This is a genomic window from Burkholderia sp. BCC1985 (assembly GCF_905339915.1).
Classification (GTDB): Bacteria; Pseudomonadota; Gammaproteobacteria; order Burkholderiales; family Burkholderiaceae; genus Burkholderia.
In genome coordinates, this window is record NZ_CAJPGY010000012.1 from 46912 (window position 1) to 63253 (window position 16342).

At 66.9% G+C, this 16342-nt stretch carries 12 protein-coding genes; 6 read left to right on the forward strand and 6 right to left on the reverse strand.

Features of this window, described 5'->3' with window-relative positions; translation table 11 throughout:
• The first annotated feature begins 8 nt into the window (after nucleotides 1-8).
• Nucleotides 9-581 carry a DUF1415 domain-containing protein gene (locus tag U4Z31_RS14470; protein ID WP_044845908.1) on the forward strand — a complete coding sequence of 191 codons (573 nt, stop codon included), beginning with the start codon at nucleotides 9-11 and terminating at the stop codon, nucleotides 579-581.
• Nucleotides 582-707: 126 nt separating this feature from the next.
• Here U4Z31_RS14470 and U4Z31_RS14475 read toward each other — a convergent pair whose 3' ends face one another.
• The 4 genes from U4Z31_RS14475 to U4Z31_RS14490 form a co-directional block, all read right to left on the reverse strand.
• Complete coding sequence (locus tag U4Z31_RS14475; protein WP_044845909.1) at nucleotides 708-1598, reverse strand: class I SAM-dependent methyltransferase; 891 nt, start codon at nucleotides 1596-1598, stop codon at nucleotides 708-710.
• Nucleotides 1599-1687: 89 nt separating this feature from the next.
• Nucleotides 1688-2821 (reverse strand): methyltransferase, encoded by a 1134-nt coding sequence (locus U4Z31_RS14480; protein WP_124522201.1) that lies wholly within the window; start codon nucleotides 2819-2821, stop codon nucleotides 1688-1690.
• A gap of 146 nt (nucleotides 2822-2967) precedes the next feature.
• Nucleotides 2968-3300 carry a YegP family protein gene (locus U4Z31_RS14485; protein ID WP_257775227.1) on the reverse strand — a complete coding sequence of 111 codons (333 nt, stop codon included), beginning with the start codon at nucleotides 3298-3300 and terminating at the stop codon, nucleotides 2968-2970.
• 167 nt (nucleotides 3301-3467) lie between these two features.
• Nucleotides 3468-3962, reverse strand: coding sequence for an LEA type 2 family protein (locus U4Z31_RS14490; protein ID WP_124522203.1), 495 nt, complete (start codon nucleotides 3960-3962; stop codon nucleotides 3468-3470).
• A gap of 644 nt (nucleotides 3963-4606) precedes the next feature.
• Here U4Z31_RS14490 and U4Z31_RS14495 point away from each other — a divergent pair.
• Nucleotides 4607-6775, forward strand: a complete 2169-nt coding sequence (locus tag U4Z31_RS14495) for a M1 family metallopeptidase (protein ID WP_321810684.1) — start codon at nucleotides 4607-4609, stop codon at nucleotides 6773-6775.
• A gap of 181 nt (nucleotides 6776-6956) precedes the next feature.
• Here U4Z31_RS14495 and U4Z31_RS14500 read toward each other — a convergent pair whose 3' ends face one another.
• Nucleotides 6957-7985, reverse strand: a complete 1029-nt coding sequence (locus U4Z31_RS14500) for a transporter (RefSeq protein WP_044845996.1) — start codon at nucleotides 7983-7985, stop codon at nucleotides 6957-6959.
• A 204-nt stretch (nucleotides 7986-8189) separates the two neighbouring features.
• Nucleotides 8190-9155, reverse strand: a complete 966-nt coding sequence (locus U4Z31_RS14505; RefSeq protein ID WP_321810685.1) for a phage tail protein — start codon at nucleotides 9153-9155, stop codon at nucleotides 8190-8192.
• Between the two features lie 121 nt (nucleotides 9156-9276).
• Here U4Z31_RS14505 and U4Z31_RS14510 point away from each other — a divergent pair, with 121 nt between their 5' ends.
• The 4 genes from U4Z31_RS14510 to U4Z31_RS14525 all read left to right on the forward strand — a co-directional run bounded on the left by U4Z31_RS14510 (nucleotide 9277) and on the right by U4Z31_RS14525 (nucleotide 16306).
• Nucleotides 9277-10122, forward strand: a complete 846-nt coding sequence (locus U4Z31_RS14510; protein WP_044845915.1) for a M15 family metallopeptidase — start codon at nucleotides 9277-9279, stop codon at nucleotides 10120-10122.
• Between the two features lie 301 nt (nucleotides 10123-10423).
• Complete coding sequence (tssM, locus tag U4Z31_RS14515) at nucleotides 10424-14365, forward strand: type VI secretion system membrane subunit TssM (protein WP_044845916.1); 3942 nt, start codon at nucleotides 10424-10426, stop codon at nucleotides 14363-14365.
• Complete coding sequence (tagF, locus tag U4Z31_RS14520) at nucleotides 14362-15351, forward strand: type VI secretion system-associated protein TagF (RefSeq protein WP_044845917.1); 990 nt, start codon at nucleotides 14362-14364, stop codon at nucleotides 15349-15351. Before tssM ends, tagF begins: the two co-directional genes overlap by 4 nt.
• A gap of 4 nt (nucleotides 15352-15355) precedes the next feature.
• Entirely contained in the window at nucleotides 15356-16306 is a 951-nt protein-coding gene (locus tag U4Z31_RS14525) for an OmpA family protein (RefSeq protein WP_321810686.1), read from the forward strand.
• The last annotated feature ends 36 nt before the right edge of the window (nucleotides 16307-16342 follow it).

Below are 16342 nucleotides of genomic sequence, written 5' to 3' on the forward strand. Positions count from 1 at the left end.
CCTCCGCCATGACCGATACCCGCCCCGACTCCCACGACGACATTCTCGCCGCCACGCGGCACTGGCTCGCGCGCGCGGTGATCGGGCTCAATCTGTGTCCGTTCGCGAAGAGCGTCTATGTGAAGGACCAGGTACGCTACGCGATCAGCGAAGCGACGACGCTCGAGGACGCGCTCGCCGATCTCGAAACCGAGCTGCGCGCGCTCGAAGCGGCGGATCCGCAGCAGGTCGACACGACGCTCGTGATCTATCCGCGCGCGTTCGCGGATTTCGTCGACTATAACGATGCGCTGTTCTTCGCCGAGCGGCTCGTGCGGCAACTGCGACTCGACGGCGTGCTGCAGATCGCGAGCTTCCATCCCGAGTACCGGTTCGAAGGCAGCGAAGCCGACGACATCGAGAACTACACGAACCGCGCGCCGTATCCGATCCTGCACCTGCTGCGCGAGGACAGCATCGCGCGCGCGGTCGATGCGTTCCCGGACGCATCCGCGATCTACGAGAAAAACCAGGAAACGTTGCGCCGCCTCGGCCACGACGGCTGGCGTGAATGGATGCGCCGGCCGGGCGACGACGTCTGACGCGTCGCGCGGCGGGTGGCTGGCGCGCGGCGGACGGAGGCCGGGCGTCGGTCCGCCTTGGTCCGCCTTGGTCCGCCTCGGTCCGCCTCGGTCCGCCTCGGTCCGCCTTGGTCCGCCTCGGTCGCCTCAGTCCGCGGACTGCTCGACGGCCTCGCCGGCCGCCGCCGCGGGCGCCGGCGCGAAGAAGCGCTCGTTCAGTTCGGCGAGCCCGAACATGCCGAGGATCTCGTTCAGCCGCTCGCCGGGCTTGCGGCGCGGCAGGTTCTTGTACTGCGCGATGATCAGCTCGTTCTTCATCGAATGCTCCCAGCCGACCAGCTCGGTCACGCTCACCTGGTAGCCGTGCGCCTCGAGCTGCAGGCAGCGCAGCACGTTGGTGATCTGGCTGCCGAATTCGCGCGTATGCAGCGGATGCCGCCACACTTCCGTCAGCGCGTTCGCGAGCGACTTGCCCTTGTTCTTGCGCAGCACGCCCGCGACCTCCGCCTGGCAGCACGGCACCAGCACGATGTGCTGCGCGCGCTTCGCGAGCGCGAACCGGATCGCGTCGTCGGTCGCCGTGTCGCACGCATGCAGCGCGGTGACGACGTCGACCGTTTCGGGCAGCTTCGGCGACGTGATCGAATCGGCGACCGACAGGTTCAGGAACGACATCCCGCCGAATCCGAGCCGCGCGGCGAGTTCGGTGGAGCGCGTGACGAGTTCCTCGCGCGTCTCGATCCCGTACACGTGCGACGCGAACGCCGGCGTGCCGTGCCCCGGCTGCTGCTTGAAGAACAGGTCGTACAGGATGAAGCCGAGATACGACTTGCCGGCGCCGTGATCGACGAGCGTCACGCCGCCCTTGTCGGCCTGCACGCTCGCGAGCAGCGGCTCGATGAACTGGAACAGGTGATAGACCTGCTTCAGCTTGCGGCGGCTGTCCTGGTTCAGCTTGCCGTCGCGGGTCAGGATGTGCAGTTCCTTCAGCAGCTCGACGGACTGCTCCGGACGGATTTCGTAGGTCTTGTTCGACATCGTGAAACGGCGCCGGGCCACGGTCGGTCGACCACGGCCCGGCGGCGGGAATTCGTGAGGAATGGCGACAGTTTACCGAAAATACGCGATCAGGCTCGCGCGCCGAGCCGCCAGAGCGACGTGACCTCGGCGCGGCGCGCGGCGTGCAGCGGATCGTCCGCGTCGGCCGACTTCGGGTGTGCGGGGCGGATGTCTTCGCGGCCGAGCACGACGAGGCCCGCTTCGTCGATCCATTGCAGCAGCGTGTCGCGCGGCCGCAGGCCGAGATGCTCGGCAAAATCGGACAGGATCAGCCAGCCTTCGCCGCCCGGTTCGAGATGGTCGGCAAGCCCCGCGAGGAAACCGCGCAGCATGCGGCTGTCGGGATCGTAGACCGCGTATTCGATCGGCGCGCTCGGACGGGCCGGCACCCACGGCGGGTTGCAGACGACGAGCGGTGCGCGGCCGGCCGGAAACAGGTCGGCTTCGACGACGTCGACGCGCCCGGCATGACCGAGCCGCGCGACATTCTCGCGGGCGCATGCGAGCGCGCGCGGATCCTGGTCGGTCGCGACGATGCGCTCGACGCCGCGCGACGCGAGCACGGCCGCGAGCACGCCGGTGCCCGTGCCGATGTCGAACGCGAGCGAGGTCGCGGGCAGCGGCGTGCGCGCGACGAGTTCGACGTATTCGCCGCGCACCGGCGAGAACACGCCGTAATGCGGATGGATCGGCGCGCCGCCGAGCGCCGGGATCGGCACGCCCTTCTTGCGCCATTCGTGCGCGCCGACGAGGCCGAGCAGTTCGCGCAGCGACACGACCGACGGCGCGCCGCCCGGGCCGTACGCTTCCTCGCACGCGGCGCGCACGTCGGGCGCGCGGCGCAGCGGGATAGTGTAGTCGGCGTCGAGCGGGATCAGCAGCATCCCGAGCGTGCGGGCGCGCTGCGATTGCGCGAGCCGGTGCAGGTTGAACGCGTCGACGCCGACCGCGGCCTTCGCCTTCTTCGGCTTGCGTTCGACGCGGCGCGCCATCGCCTGCACGAGCTGGCGTGCATTCTGGAAATCGCCCTGCCAGACGAGTGCGGTGCCCTCGCACGCGAGGCGGTACGCCGCGTCGGCGGTGACGCGGTCGTCGGCGGGCACGGCGCGCTTCGGCGGCTGCACGCCGGCTTCGGAACGCCAGCGCACGGCATGTTCGGCGCCGTCGGCGTCGGTCCAGTGGAAAACGGGGAAATCGGTCACGCGAGCTCGGCTACGGTTGGCTTCAGACAGGCGGCGGGTCCGGGCTACCGGAGTGCGCCGCGCGGACCACACCATACCGCGCTTTGCCCGCGCGGCAAAGCGTGGGCGACCGCCCTGGCCGCCAGCCGCGCGATGCTCGCGGCGTGTCAGCTCTGGTCGTCGAGCGCCGCGTCCGGCGCGTTCTGCTTCACCGACGCGATGCCGTTCTCGCGGCCGGCTTCAGCCTTGTACAGCTCGCTCGTGCCGATGATCTCGTGATTGCCGGCCTTCAGGTTGAACATGAACTGGCCGTTGCTCGCGGCCTTGCGCTCGTAGCGCGCGTCGTCCGGTGCGTTCTTGCGCACGGACGCGACGCCGTTTTCCGCCGACGCCTTGGTCTTGTACAGCTCGCTGCGCAGAATGATCTCGCCGTTGGCTGCCTTCAGGTGGAACAGGAACTGCCCGTCGTTCGCTTTCTTGATGACGAATTTCGCTGCCATGGTGCCCTCTCCAAAAAGTCGTCCGGCCCTCCGGACCGAGGCAGTCTAAACGCGATTGCAGCGCAAAACGTAAGGCGCACGAAACACGATCGTCAGGAATCGTCAGACGGCGCTGCAATCACGCCGCTTCGTCCGGTCCGGCATCCGGGGCGTCGCGCAGGCATCGTCTAGCCGCCCCACCCCGGCGTCGCCGGCATGCGCAACGTGCCCGCATCGCTGAAACGCACGGTGCCGAGCACGCCGCCGGCGAGCCGGCCGCGCAGCGCGTACGGCAACTCGCCGCTGGCTGCCGCGCCGGGCAGGTTCCACGCCTGCCGCGCGGCGGCGAACGCCGACACCGAAACGGGCACGTCGATCACGGCCTCGCCGAAGCGCGGCACGACGCCCGAGCGATCGCTGACCCCGCTCGCGAACGGCGTGCCGTTCAGGTCGAGCGCGACCGAAATGCCGTCGTATTCGATCGGCGTGTCATTCGGGTTCTGCACGCGCAGCTTCAGGCTGAAGCGCATCTCGAGGCCCTGTCCGGCCAGCGGGTCGAGCCCGGCGACGGTCACGCTCACGGGCTCGCGCGTCAGGCCCGCGCAACCGCCGAGCGCGAAGACGGCGGCGAACAGCAGCAGCATGGCGCGCAGCGGCGCGATACGGAACAGGGCTCGTGGCATGGGCTGGCCTCCTTGCGGCAATCGATCGGCGGGTCGTCGCCGCATTGTACCGAGCGCGCCGCGCCACGCCCTGATTCGTAGTTTTCGCGCGCCGGCGAGATCGTTAATAGATTAAAACTACGGAAACGACATGCTAAACAGAAAGCGAATTAATGCTTCCCAGCATTCAATGGCGCGCTAAAAATTCAAGAGAAGCACTTTCTAATTTTTTCGTTTCCTTTACCCAAAACCATCAAGTATATTTACGCATCCTTCGAGCAGGCCGACAAACCTTCAAGCCGTATGACGGCGATTTTACGGAACGGCGACACGCCGTCCTTCCGTCCTGCGGCCTGGTACGGCCAGCCCCGTGGGTCGTCGGTTCAAAGGGAATGCACGCCCGCACAGGGCGGGCGGCCCCGTGTCGTGCGCGCGAAATCAATTCAGTACAACCCGCGCCCGGCCATTTTGAACCGGCCAGTTAACCGACATCCGGAAACACAGAGGGGGCAGTAAACCATGATTACCTTCACGTAGTCGGCCGGCCGTCTTTTCGAATAATCCGTCATTGGCATTTCTCGTCGCTGTTGATTAACGGCGAGGGATTTCTTTTGCCGGCGTTTTCGCAGCACTGAACGATTCTTTCAACAATCGAGGTTTCAGTCATGTCGATCAACATTCACAAGATGCGTTACCTGCCGCTGGTTGCCGCACTCGCGCTCGCCGGGTGCGGCGGCGACGACAGCGGCGTCGGCTCGGCTTCCGCACTCAGCTCCGCCGGCGCGCCGCACTCGAGCTCGTCGCCCGCCGCCAACACGCCGCCGTCAGCGTCCAACGTCGACAAGAGCGTGTCGCCCGTCGAGCTGCCGGACACCGTGGTACCGGTCAACTACCGGCTGTGGTTCCGCCCGAACGATGCGCTGAACGCGTTCGACGGGCGCGCCGACGTCGAGATCAAGGTGCTGAAGCCGGTCAACAACATCGTGATCGCCGGCCATCGGATCAAGTTCACGAACGGCCGCATCACGCTGCAGCCGGGCAACATCCAGCTGATCGCGACGCCGCAGGACAAGGGCGACTTCTACCAGCTGCGCCCCGTCTCCGGCACGATCGCGCCGGGCAACTATTCGCTGCACATGGAATGGTCGGGCATCATCAACTTCAAGTCGTACGACGATCCGGCCACGCAGACAGGCGGCAGCTGCGGCGACGATCCGTATCCGGGCTGCTCGGCCGCGGAAGGCGTGTTCCGCGTCGACCTGAAGGGCACCGACGGCACGACGAGCGGCGCGATCCTCACGCAGGGCGAAACCAACCTGTCGCGCCAGTGGTTCCCGGGCTGGGACGAGCCGGCCTTCCGGCCGACCTATGAAGTGACGGCCGAAGTGCCGCAGAACTGGCGCGTCGTGTCGAACGCGGCCGAGAAGCCGTCGACCAACGTCGGCGGCGGCTACAAGCTCGTGCAGTTCGAAAAGACGCCGCCGATGCCGTCGTACCTGCTGTTCTTCGGCGGCGGCATGTTCGATACCTACGAGGACGACTTCTCGAGCCCGCTGCCGGGCGGCAAGGGCGGCCTGCACCTGCGCGTGTTCACGCCGCCGGGCATGAGCGACTGGGCCAAGCCGGCGATGGACCGCACCAAGCAGGCGCTCGATTTCTATTACCGCTACACGGGCATCCCGCTGCCGCTGACGAAGTTCGATACGGTCGCCGCGAACGACGCGTTCAAGGAGCAGAAGGACCTGAACTTCGGCGGGATGGAGAACTGGGGGTCGATCCTCGAGTTCGCCGACGACATCCTGCCGCAACCGGGCCAGCCGATGTCGCGCTACGGTAACGAGGTGCTGACGCACGAAGTCGCGCACCAGTGGTTCGGCGATCTCGTCACGGCCGACTGGTGGGACAACGTCTGGCTCAACGAGTCGTTCGCGACGTTCTTCGAGACGAAGACGACGATCCAGTTCTTCCCCGACGAGTTCAGCTGGCTCGACCAGGTGAAGAACAAGTATCGCGTGATCAATCGCGACATCGGCCCGAACGCGTTCCCGGTCGCGCCGAACTTCAACGACTGGGCATCGAACGACTTCGTGCTGAGCGCGAGCGCGTTCACGTACGACAAGGGCGGCCATGTGCTGAAGACGCTCGAGAACTATCTCGGCGAGCAGACATTGCGCCGCGGCCTGCAGCAGTACCTGGTCGACTACTCGTTCGGCAACGGCACGCCGAAGCGCCTGTGGGATGCGCTGTCGAAGGAAAGCGGCCAGGCGGTCGGCCCGATCGGCGACAGCTACGTGCGCCAGACGGGCGTGCCGCTGATCTCGCTCGACACGCAGTGCGACATGACGAAGAACCAGACGGTCGTCACGCTGAAACAGCAGCCGTTCCCGAACAAGAACGCGTATCCGGGCCTGCAGTGGACGGTACCGATCACGCTCGCGTACGGTCAGGGTCTCGCGAAACGCACGACGCTCGCGCTGAAGGATACGCAGACGCAGACGCGGATCGACGGCTGCACGGGCGTGGTCGCGGATCCGAGCGGTCTCGACTACTACGTCGTGAACTACAGCGACGCCGCGTGGAGCGGCCTGCTCACGCAGGTCAACAGCTCGGTCGATCCGGTGCTGCTCGCGAACCTGAAGAGCGAGGCCGCGCTGCTCGTCGCGAACAACCTCGCGCCGGCTTCGCGCTCGACGTCGATCGGCTCGGTCGCTTCGCCGGCCGCAATGAAGCTGCGCCAGGCGCCGAGCTTCGGCGGCATCGCGCCGACGATGAAGGAACGTCCGTCGCTGCGCTACCAGGGCATGTTCAAGCCGCGCAAGACGCTGGTTCAGTAACGTGATCCGGCCGGCCGGTGCCGCGCGATACGCGGCGCCGGCCGGCGTTCGACGCTTCATGTCCCTTCACGTCCCTTCACCTCCTATCGCAGGCCCCGGATGCGGGGCCTGTTTTTTGTTGCCGCCGCGCGCGGCGCCGCGCCAATGCCGGCCTGGCGCCTGTTCACGCCGATAACGGGCCCTAGCGATCGTCGCGCCGGCGAAACGCCCACCAAGCGGCGAGCGCGGTAAAGCCCGCGACCAGCAGCACCATCAGCCAGAACCCGTGCTTGTTCTCCGAGAACGGCACGCCGCCGACGTTCATCCCGAAGAAGCCCGCGACGATGTTGATCGGCAGCGCGATCACGGTCACGAGCGTCAGCGTGAACAGCGTCCGGTTGTTCTGCTCGTCGAGCCGCGAACCGATCTCTTCCTGCAACAGCTTGATCCGCTCGTTGAGCCCCGACAGATCGGCGAGCACCAGCGAGAACTCTTCGGTCGATTCGCGCAGCTCCTGCACGTCTTCGGCGTGGAGCCACGCGGGCGGTTTCGCGAGCAGCCGGAAAATCGAGCCGGGCTCGGGCGCCAGCATGCGCTGCAGCCGCGTCAGCGTGCGGCGCATCGCGCCGAGCTCGATGCGGTTCGACGTGAGCCGTTGCGACAGGAAGCGATCCTCGATGCGATCGACGTCGATGCTCGTGCGCCGCATGATCTGGATCAGCAGGTCGGCCTGGTCGCGCAGCAGGTGCACGAGCAGTTCGGCCGGCGACCGGAACCGCTCGCCGTCGCGCACACAGGCGCGCAGCGTATCGACCGAGCGCAGCGGCTTGAGCCGCGCGGTGACCATGATGCGCCGCTCGACGTGGACGAACAGCGTCGCGATTTCCGACGGCGTCAGCTCGAGGTTGAACATCACGTCGTTGACGATCGCGCGCAGCGCGCCGTCCTCCTGCTCGATGCGCGTCGAGCGCGATCCTTCGTGGAGGAATTCGAAGAAGCTGTCGGGCAATCCGAGGTGCGTGCGCATCCAGCGCTCGCTCGCGCCGTGCGCGAGATTGAAGTGCAGCCAGACGAAATCGTCCGATGCGGCCGCATCGCGCTCGCGGCACGCGCGCAGCCATGCGGCGGCCGCATCGGCATCGAGCATCGCGCCCGATCCGCCCGGGACGAAGCGGAATCCGCACACCATGCCGGACGTATCGGCGCCGTAAGTCTGTACGATCAGGTCCATCGTGTCGAAGGTCGTGCGGCGCTCGCCGCGCCGCGCATCGCGCATTGCGGCGCCACGCCGGGAAATGGAAGGAAACGTATGCCCGATGCATGCGGCATTTTCGTGACATTGTCACATCCTGCCGTCCGGCGTAAGACGTCCCCAAAAACAACGCGCCGCCCGGTGGGCGGCGCAGGTGCGATGTGCAGGCTGGTGTGATGCCGGTTACTGCCGCGTCTCCGACTGCGCGGCGGTCGGGCAGGCCGGATCCTTGCCCCAGTGGCCGTCGCAGACGCGCCAGCGGCACAGCTGATCCTCGAAGAAGCCGCGCTCCGCGCAATCCTTCACGCGCGATGCGAGCGAACCGCCCGTCGCGGCGGCCGTCTTGGTCGGCACGACCTGCCCCTTCTGCGCGGCGACCTTCTTGTCGGCCGGCTTCGTACGGGCGACGAGCGCGGCGAGCAGGTCCGCATCCGGGTCGTCCTTCCCGGACGCCTTCGCGCTCGCGGTACGGGTCGCCGCTTCGCGACGCTTCTTCGCCTGCGCGAGCTCCGCCTGCTGTTCCTTGTGATGCTTGCGAGCCTCCGCCTTCGCATCGGCCTTCGCATCGGCCTTGCTGCGGGCGGCGACCTTGTCGCTCTTCGCGGCGTCGGCCTTCGCGGATTTCGTCGTCGCCGCTGCTGCGGCAGCCGTCGCGGCGACGGCGCCCGCCGTCGCTGCGCCCGATGCATCGTCGGCACCGTTCGCGAGCGCGCGCGACAAGCGGCTGTTGTCCGCACCCGACGCGCCCGATGCGGACGCAACGGCCTGGGACGCGGCATCGTCGTTGACGATCGTCGCCGTTTGCACGACAGGCGCAGCCGACGCGGCATTCTGCGCGACCTGCACGGCGGCGGCGCTGGCCGGCTCGGCCTTTGCCGGTGCCTGCACGGGCGCGGCGGCCACGACGGCCGCCTCGCCGGATTGCTGCTGCCAGCGCCATGCGCCCCAGCCGCCGACGGCGACCACGAGCGCGACGACGGCCGCGATCGGCCCCTTCAGCGAACGGCGCGGCGGTTCGACCGGCGGCGTGACACGCCCTTCCAGATTCGCGAGAATGCGCGACTGCTGCGCCCCGCTCCCGCCTGCCGGTTTGGTATCGGATAGCAGGCTGGGCGGGGTTTTCGAATTTGAATTTTCCGGCGCACTCATTCAGCGTCTCATTGAATCCTGGTTTAATTCACCGCGATAATATAGCCCGGCCTCTCAAAGCAGCCTGATTCTAAGAGCAAGCATTGCAAAACACAATCAATTCCAATTTCCGGGGATTTCGTTGATTGCCGTCGCACTCGTCGCCTATTTCGCCCTTGCCGTCGCGGTTGCGGCACTGTTGCTTTTACCGGGTATCCGCGCGACCGTTTTCGAATCCGTCGCCCAGTTTCGCGGCCGCCTGACGCGCCGCGCGAACGATCACGCCGCACGTACGCGAAGTCAAATTGTTAAATCGGCAACCGTTACGCGCGGCGCATTAAGTGACGTGCAAAATTTACTGATCCGGCGGCGCTTGATGATTATGGTGTCGGCAGGTATTCTTGCGACGCCGCCATTGGTGGCCATTGCGTTACGCGGTCGGCAATTATTTCAGTACGACGACACGGCGCGCGTGCCTGACGAGAAGATCGCCGCGCTGCTGCAGGGCGAACAGCTCGTGCCGCCGCCGCCGTTGCCGCCGGAAGTCTTTGCCACGAAGGAAGTCGAACAGGTGCGGCCTGCGCTGAGAGATGCAAGCCGCGACTGGAACCTGCTGGATCCCGATTTCCGTACGCGTTTGCTGCTGGTCTACAAGATCATGCACGAACAATATGGTTACGAGATGGCGCTGCTGGAAGGTTATCGGAGTCCGGAACGACAGAACCGGCTCGCGCAGATGGGCACCAACGTGACCAATGCGGCGGCCTTCCAGAGTTATCACCAGTTCGGGCTCGCGGCCGACAACGCGTTTCTGCGCGACGGCAAGCTGGTCATTTCCGAGAAAGATCCCTGGGCGATGCGCGGCTACCAGTTGTACGGACAGGTCGCCGAGCAAGTCGGCCTGACCTGGGGAGGCCGTTGGAAAATGATGGATCTCGGGCACGTGGAATACCATAAACCCGGTTTTAAACTGGGACGCGGCAGCTAGTCAGGGCTGCCGGACAAGAAATAATGAGGGCGGCATGGGGCTTTTTAATCACCCGGCAGGAAACGATTTGGGCGGTGCAAACGATCGGGCATTCCGTTGCGCGATTTTTTCAGGCAGCCGCTTCCGTTTTAATTCTCACAGCGTCCTTTCATTATTGCGCGCGCCTTCTCCGATGCCGCGGGCGCATTGATGCCAGCCCCCTTCATCCCGTTTGACAGCATGGCGACACATCGCGGCGCCACGCTTGCCGCTCGGCGCGCCTGCGTCGCCTCACCGAATCGCACCGGAACCTGAACGTCCTATGCAACGCATCCTCAACGTGCTGACTCATCCGCGTACGCTCTCGATTGTCGGGATCGTCGCGCTAGCGGCGATTCTCTTCATCGCTGCCGACATGCTGCAGCTGCCGCTCCTGTGGGCGGCGGTCGCCTTCGCGGCGATCCTCGTGCTGTGGCTCGGCGTCGCACTGGTGCGCCGCTGGCGCGTGAAGCGCGCGAACCGGCAGCTCGGCCAGGTGCTGGAAGAGCAGGCGGAAACCGGCAAGATCGCCGCGCCGGCCGCGGCCGCGCTCGCACCCGACACGAAGACCGCCGACCTCGACGTGCTGCGCACGCGCCTGTCCGACGCGGTGAAGACGATCAAGACGTCGAAGATCGGCCAGGTGTCGGGCGGCTCCGCGCTGTACGAACTGCCGTGGTACATCGTGATCGGCAACCCGGCCGCCGGCAAGAGCAGCGCCGTGCTGAACTCCGGCCTGCAGTTTCCGTTCGCGGACAAGAACAGCGCGGTGATCCACGGCATCGGCGGCACGCGTAACTGCGACTGGTTCTTCACGACCGAAGGGATCCTGCTCGACACGGCCGGCCGCTACTCGGTGCACGAGGAAGACCGCAGCGAATGGCTCGGCTTTCTCGGCCTGCTGAAGCGCTATCGTCCGAAGGCGCCGATCAACGGCATCATCGTCACCGCGAGCATCGCCGAACTCACCGGCAACCGCCCCGAATTCGCGATCAACCTCGCGAAGAACCTTCGTCAGCGCGTTCAGGAGCTGACGGAGAAGCTCGAGGTGTTCGCGCCGGTCTACGTGATGTTCACGAAGGCCGACCTGATCACCGGCTTCACCGAATTCTTCAGCAGCAGCGACAAGCACGAATACGACCGCGTGTGGGGCGCCACCCTGCCCTACGAGCCCGATGACAAGCGCGACGTGGTCGCGCAGTTCGACACGCACTTCGAGGAACTGTACGAAGGGCTGAAGGAAATCAGCGTCGCGCAGCTGTCGCTGTCGCGCGGCAACCAGCTGTCGCCGGGCCAGCTGAGCTTCCCGCTCGAATTCTCGACGATCAAGCCGTCGCTGCGCGCGTTCCTCGCGACGCTGTTCGAGAACAACCCGTTCCAGTACAAGCCTATTTTCCGCGGCTTCTACTTCACCAGCGCGCTGCAGGAAGGCGAAACCAACAGCGCCGCCGCGCAGCGCATCGCGCACCGCTTCGGCCTCGACGCGAGCGCGCTGCCGAAGCCGCACAGCGCGTTCTCGAAGAACGGCTTCTTCCTGCGCGACCTGTTCTCGAAGGTGATCTTCGCGGACCGCCAGACCGTGCGCCAGTTCGCGAGCCCGACCAAGACCCGGCTGCGCTACGCGACCTTCTTCGGCTTCGTCGCGGCGCTCGCGCTCGCGCTCGGCGGCTGGACCTGGTCGACGATCGGCAACCAGCAGCTCGTCGCGAACGTGCAGGCCGACCTCGACAACGTCACGCGCCTGCAGCAGGGCCGCAACGACCTGCAGTCGCGCCTGCAGGCGATGGACATCCTGGAAGATCGCATCGAACAGCTCGAACAGTTCCGCCGCGACAAGCCGGTGTCGGTGTCGCTCGGCCTGTACCAGGGCGACCGTCTCGAGCAGCACCTGCTGACCGAGTACTACAACGGCGTGCGCCAGATCCTGCTGGCGCCGGTCTCGCAGAACCTCGCGTCGTTCATGAAGGACGTGAACGCGCACCCGGAACAGCTCGTGCCGATGACGCGCCCGCCGGAATCGGGTGCCGTGCAGGGCGGCGCGATTCCCGTGTCGACGAACCCGCCGGGCGCCACGCCGCTCGCCGGCGCCGCGCAAGGCGCATCCGCGGCGGCGGCCGCCGCGCCGCAACAGCCGGCCGCGCCGCAAGGCGGCCTCTACAGCGACGCGTCGCCGACCAACGTGCAGGACGCATACAACGCGCTGAAGACCTACCTGATGCTGTCCGACAAGCGTCACGTCGAACAGGCGCACCTGACCGACCAGCTCGCCCGCTTCTGGCGCGGCTGGCTCGAGACGAATCGCGGCAACATGCCGCGCGACGAGATGATCAAGAGCGCCGAGCGCATGATCTCGTTCTATCTCGCCCGCGTGAACGACAACGACTGGCCGATGATCGACGCGAACCTCGCGCTCGTCGACCAGACCCGCGAGAACCTGCGCCGCGTCGTGCGCGGCATGCCGGCCCGCCAGCGCGTCTACGAGGAAATCAAGGCGCGCGCGTCGACCCGCTTCGCGCCGATGACCATCGCGCGCATCGTCGGCGACGGCAACCAGGGGCTGGTCGCCGGCAGCTATGCGATTCCGGGCACGTTCACGCGCGAAGCGTGGTTCGACTACGTGCAGCCGGCGATCCGCGACGCGGCGACCAAGGAACTGCAGGCGAAGGACTGGGTGCTGAACACGTCGACGCAGGACGACCTGACGCTGGAAGGCAGCCCCGAGCAGATCCAGAAGACGCTCGTCGGGATGTACAAGACCGAGTACGCGCAGCACTGGCAGAAGTTCATGCAGGGCATCGCGGTGCAGGGCTTCAGCAGCTTCGGCCAGGCCGTCGACGGGATGAACCGCCTCGGCGACCCGCAGGATTCGCCGATCCGCAAGATCCTCGAGACCGCGTACGACCAGACGTCGTGGGACAACCCGTCGCTGGCGAACGTCGCGATCAAGAAGGCGCAGACCGGCGTCGTGAACTGGGTCAAGCAGCTGTTCACGCGCTCGCAGGCCGGCCAGGTGGCGGCCGCGAACATCGACATCAACGGCAATCCGGCCGAGGTGCCGATGGGTCCGATCGGCCAGGAGTTCATCGGGCTCGCGCGGATCGTCGCGACGCACGACGGCACGTCGATGCTCAAGGGCTATATGGACTCGCTGTCGAAGGTCCGTACGCGCTTCAACGTGATCAAGAACCAGGGCGACCCCGGCCCCGGCGCGCGCCAGCTGATGCAGCAGACGCTCGACGGCAACGGCTCGGAACTCGCCGATTCGCTGAAGTTCGTCGACGAGCAGATGCTGACCGGCCTCACCGATTCGCAACGCAAGTCGCTGCGTCCGCTGCTGGTGCGGCCGCTGATGCAGGCGTTCTCGGTGGTGATCCAGCCGGCCAGCGCGGAAGTCAACAAGGTATGGAACGCGCAGGTCTACCAGCCGTTCCAGAGCTCGCTCGCGACCAAGTACCCGTTCGCGGCGAACGCGAAGGTCGAGGCCGGCGCCGGTGAAATCGCGCAGGTGTTCGGTCCGGACGGTGCGATCGCGAAGTTCGTCGGCACGACGCTGGGCCCGCTCGCGGTGCGCCGCGGCGACACGCTCGCCGCCCGCACGTGGGGCGACATGGGCATCGGCCTCACGCCCGACTTCACGAACGGCTTCGCGCGCTGGGTCGCCCCGCTCGCCGGCGGCGCCGCGGGCGGCGCCGCCGCGGCGGCCGAACCGCAGACCGTGTTCCAGATCCTGCCGCAGCCGAGCACGGGCACGACGGAATACACGATCGCGATCGACGGCCAGCAGCTGCGCTACCGCAACACGCCGCCGCAGTGGACCAACTTCGTGTGGCCGAACCCGCAGGGCTCGCCGGGCGCGACGCTGTCCGCGACGACCTTCGACGGCCGCACGGTGCAGCTCGTCAACGAACCGGGCCGCTACGGTCTCGAGAAGCTGATCAACTCGGCGCAGCGCAAGCGCCGTCCGGACGGCACCTTCGACCTCACGTGGGTCCAGGGCAGCGTGAACGTGTCGGTGACGATGCGCATCATCAGCACGTCGCAGCCGACCAGCAGCGGCGGCGACCAGCCGCAGCAGCAGAGCCTGCGCGGCCTGCAGCTGCCGTCGTCGGTCGCCGACGCGAGCGCGGGTGCCGCGCAGAACGCGACGCAGGCCGGCTCGGGCGCGCCGGCGGCCGCACCGGCCGTCGCGGCCGCCACCGCAACGAACGCACAGGGGGCGCAATGACGCAAACCGTTCAGGCGCAGATCGCCTACTTCGGCAAGATTCCGTCGCGCGGCGACTTCGTGAAGAGCCCGCACAATCCGCAGTTGCTGCAGACGCTCGATCGCTGGATCGCGCAAGCACTCGAACTGCTCGCGGAGGATCCGCGCTGGAAGATCGTCTACGAGGATGCGAAGCCGATGCATTTCGCGTTCCTCGGCTCGCGCAGCAAGCTCGCCATCGCGGGCCACATGGTCGCGAGCCACGACGTGTCGATGCGCCGTTTCCCGTTCCTCGGCGCGACCGCGCTCGAGGTCGATCGGCCGCTCGCGTTCCTCGCGCGCAGCCCGCTGGCGTTCGCGCGGCTGTGGTCGCGCGTCGCCGCGCAGATGCCGGCGCTGCTCGCGAAGGAGGAGCCGCCCGGCGCGCTGCAGGCGCTCGGCGATACGCAGGTGCCGATCGACGTCGGCGGCCCCGGCACGTCGCATGACGGCACCTTCAACGACTTCATCGAACACCAGTCGCTGTACGGCCTGCAGCAGATGCTGCTCGAAAGCGGCCATCCGGTGCGACTGCGCGGCGCGATGCTCGCGCTCGGTTCGCTGTTGCGGCCCGTGATGCAGAGCGGCTCGTCGCACATCGAGCGCGGCCTCACGCTGCCGCTGCCGGTCGACCCGTTCTATCGCAGCCTCGTCGCCGCGTTCTGGCTCGAACTGATCGCACCGTTCGTCGCGCAGGCCGACTTCGAGCTCGCGATCTTCATCGGCACGATCGCCGAACGCGAACGGCTGATCATCGGCTTCAACGGCGCGTCGTCGAAGACGCTGCTGAGCGTCGTCGATCCGCAGACCTACGCCGCCCACAACATCGACATCGACGATCCCGAGTGGATCGACGCCCATGCGCAAAACGATCACCAGATCAGCAAGCTCGTCAGCTACCTCGACCAACCGCAACTGTCGCTGCGCGTCGCCATCGACGCCTTCCGCGAAGCGTTCATCGGAGGCTGACGGGATGCAACGCACGATTCAGGTCCGGCGCACGCGCTTGTCGCCCTTCGTATCCGCTCTCGCCGCCGCGGGCCTCGTCGCCTGCGGCGCGGCCCATGCGCAGAACACGGGCGGCTCGACCGTCACGCCGGTCGGCAACGGCACGGTCGCGACCGCCGCCCTGCCCGCGAACGCCAACCCCGGTGCCGCGCCGGCCACGGCGTCCGGCACGGTGGTGCGCGGCACGGCCGGCACGATCGCACCGCCGCCCGCGAACGCGTCGCCCGGCCAGGTGGTGGTCGGCGGCAAGGTGCCCGACGAGGCGACCAAGGCCGCCGTGCTGCAGAAGCTGCGCGACACCTACGGCGCGGCAAACGTGGTCGACCAGATCGAGGTCGGTGACGTCGCGACGCCGCCGAACTGGAGCGCGAACGTGCAGAAGCTGCTCGGCGCGCAGTTGAAGCAGATCAGCAAAGGCCAGCTGAAGATCAACGGCACGCAGATCGAGATGAAGGGCGAGGTGCACAACGAGGCGCAGCGCCAGCAGCTCGCGAGCGACATGGCCAATACGCTGAATCCGACTTATACGATCAAGAACGGGCTGCGCGTGTCGGCGTCCGAGCAGGGGCTGCTCGACCAGACGCTCGCGAATCGCACGATCGAGTTCGAAACGGGCAGTGCGACGCTCACACCGCAAGGCAGGCAGATTCTCGATCAGATGGCGGCCGCGCTCGCGAAGATGCAGAACCGCACGGTCGACATCATCGGGCATACCGACAACTCCGGGAACCGGACGTCGAACATCGCGCTGAGCCAGGCGCGTGCGGATGCGGTGAAGGGGTATCTGATCACGAAGAGCATCCCGCCGCAGCAGATGACGACGACAGGGGTCGGGCCGGATCAGCCTATTGCGCCGAATGATACGGCCGAGGGGCGCGCGAGGAATCGGCGGATCGAGTTCCGGGTGGGGCAGTAGGCGCCGATTCGGAGATATCGCGCGCCGGGACCGGAT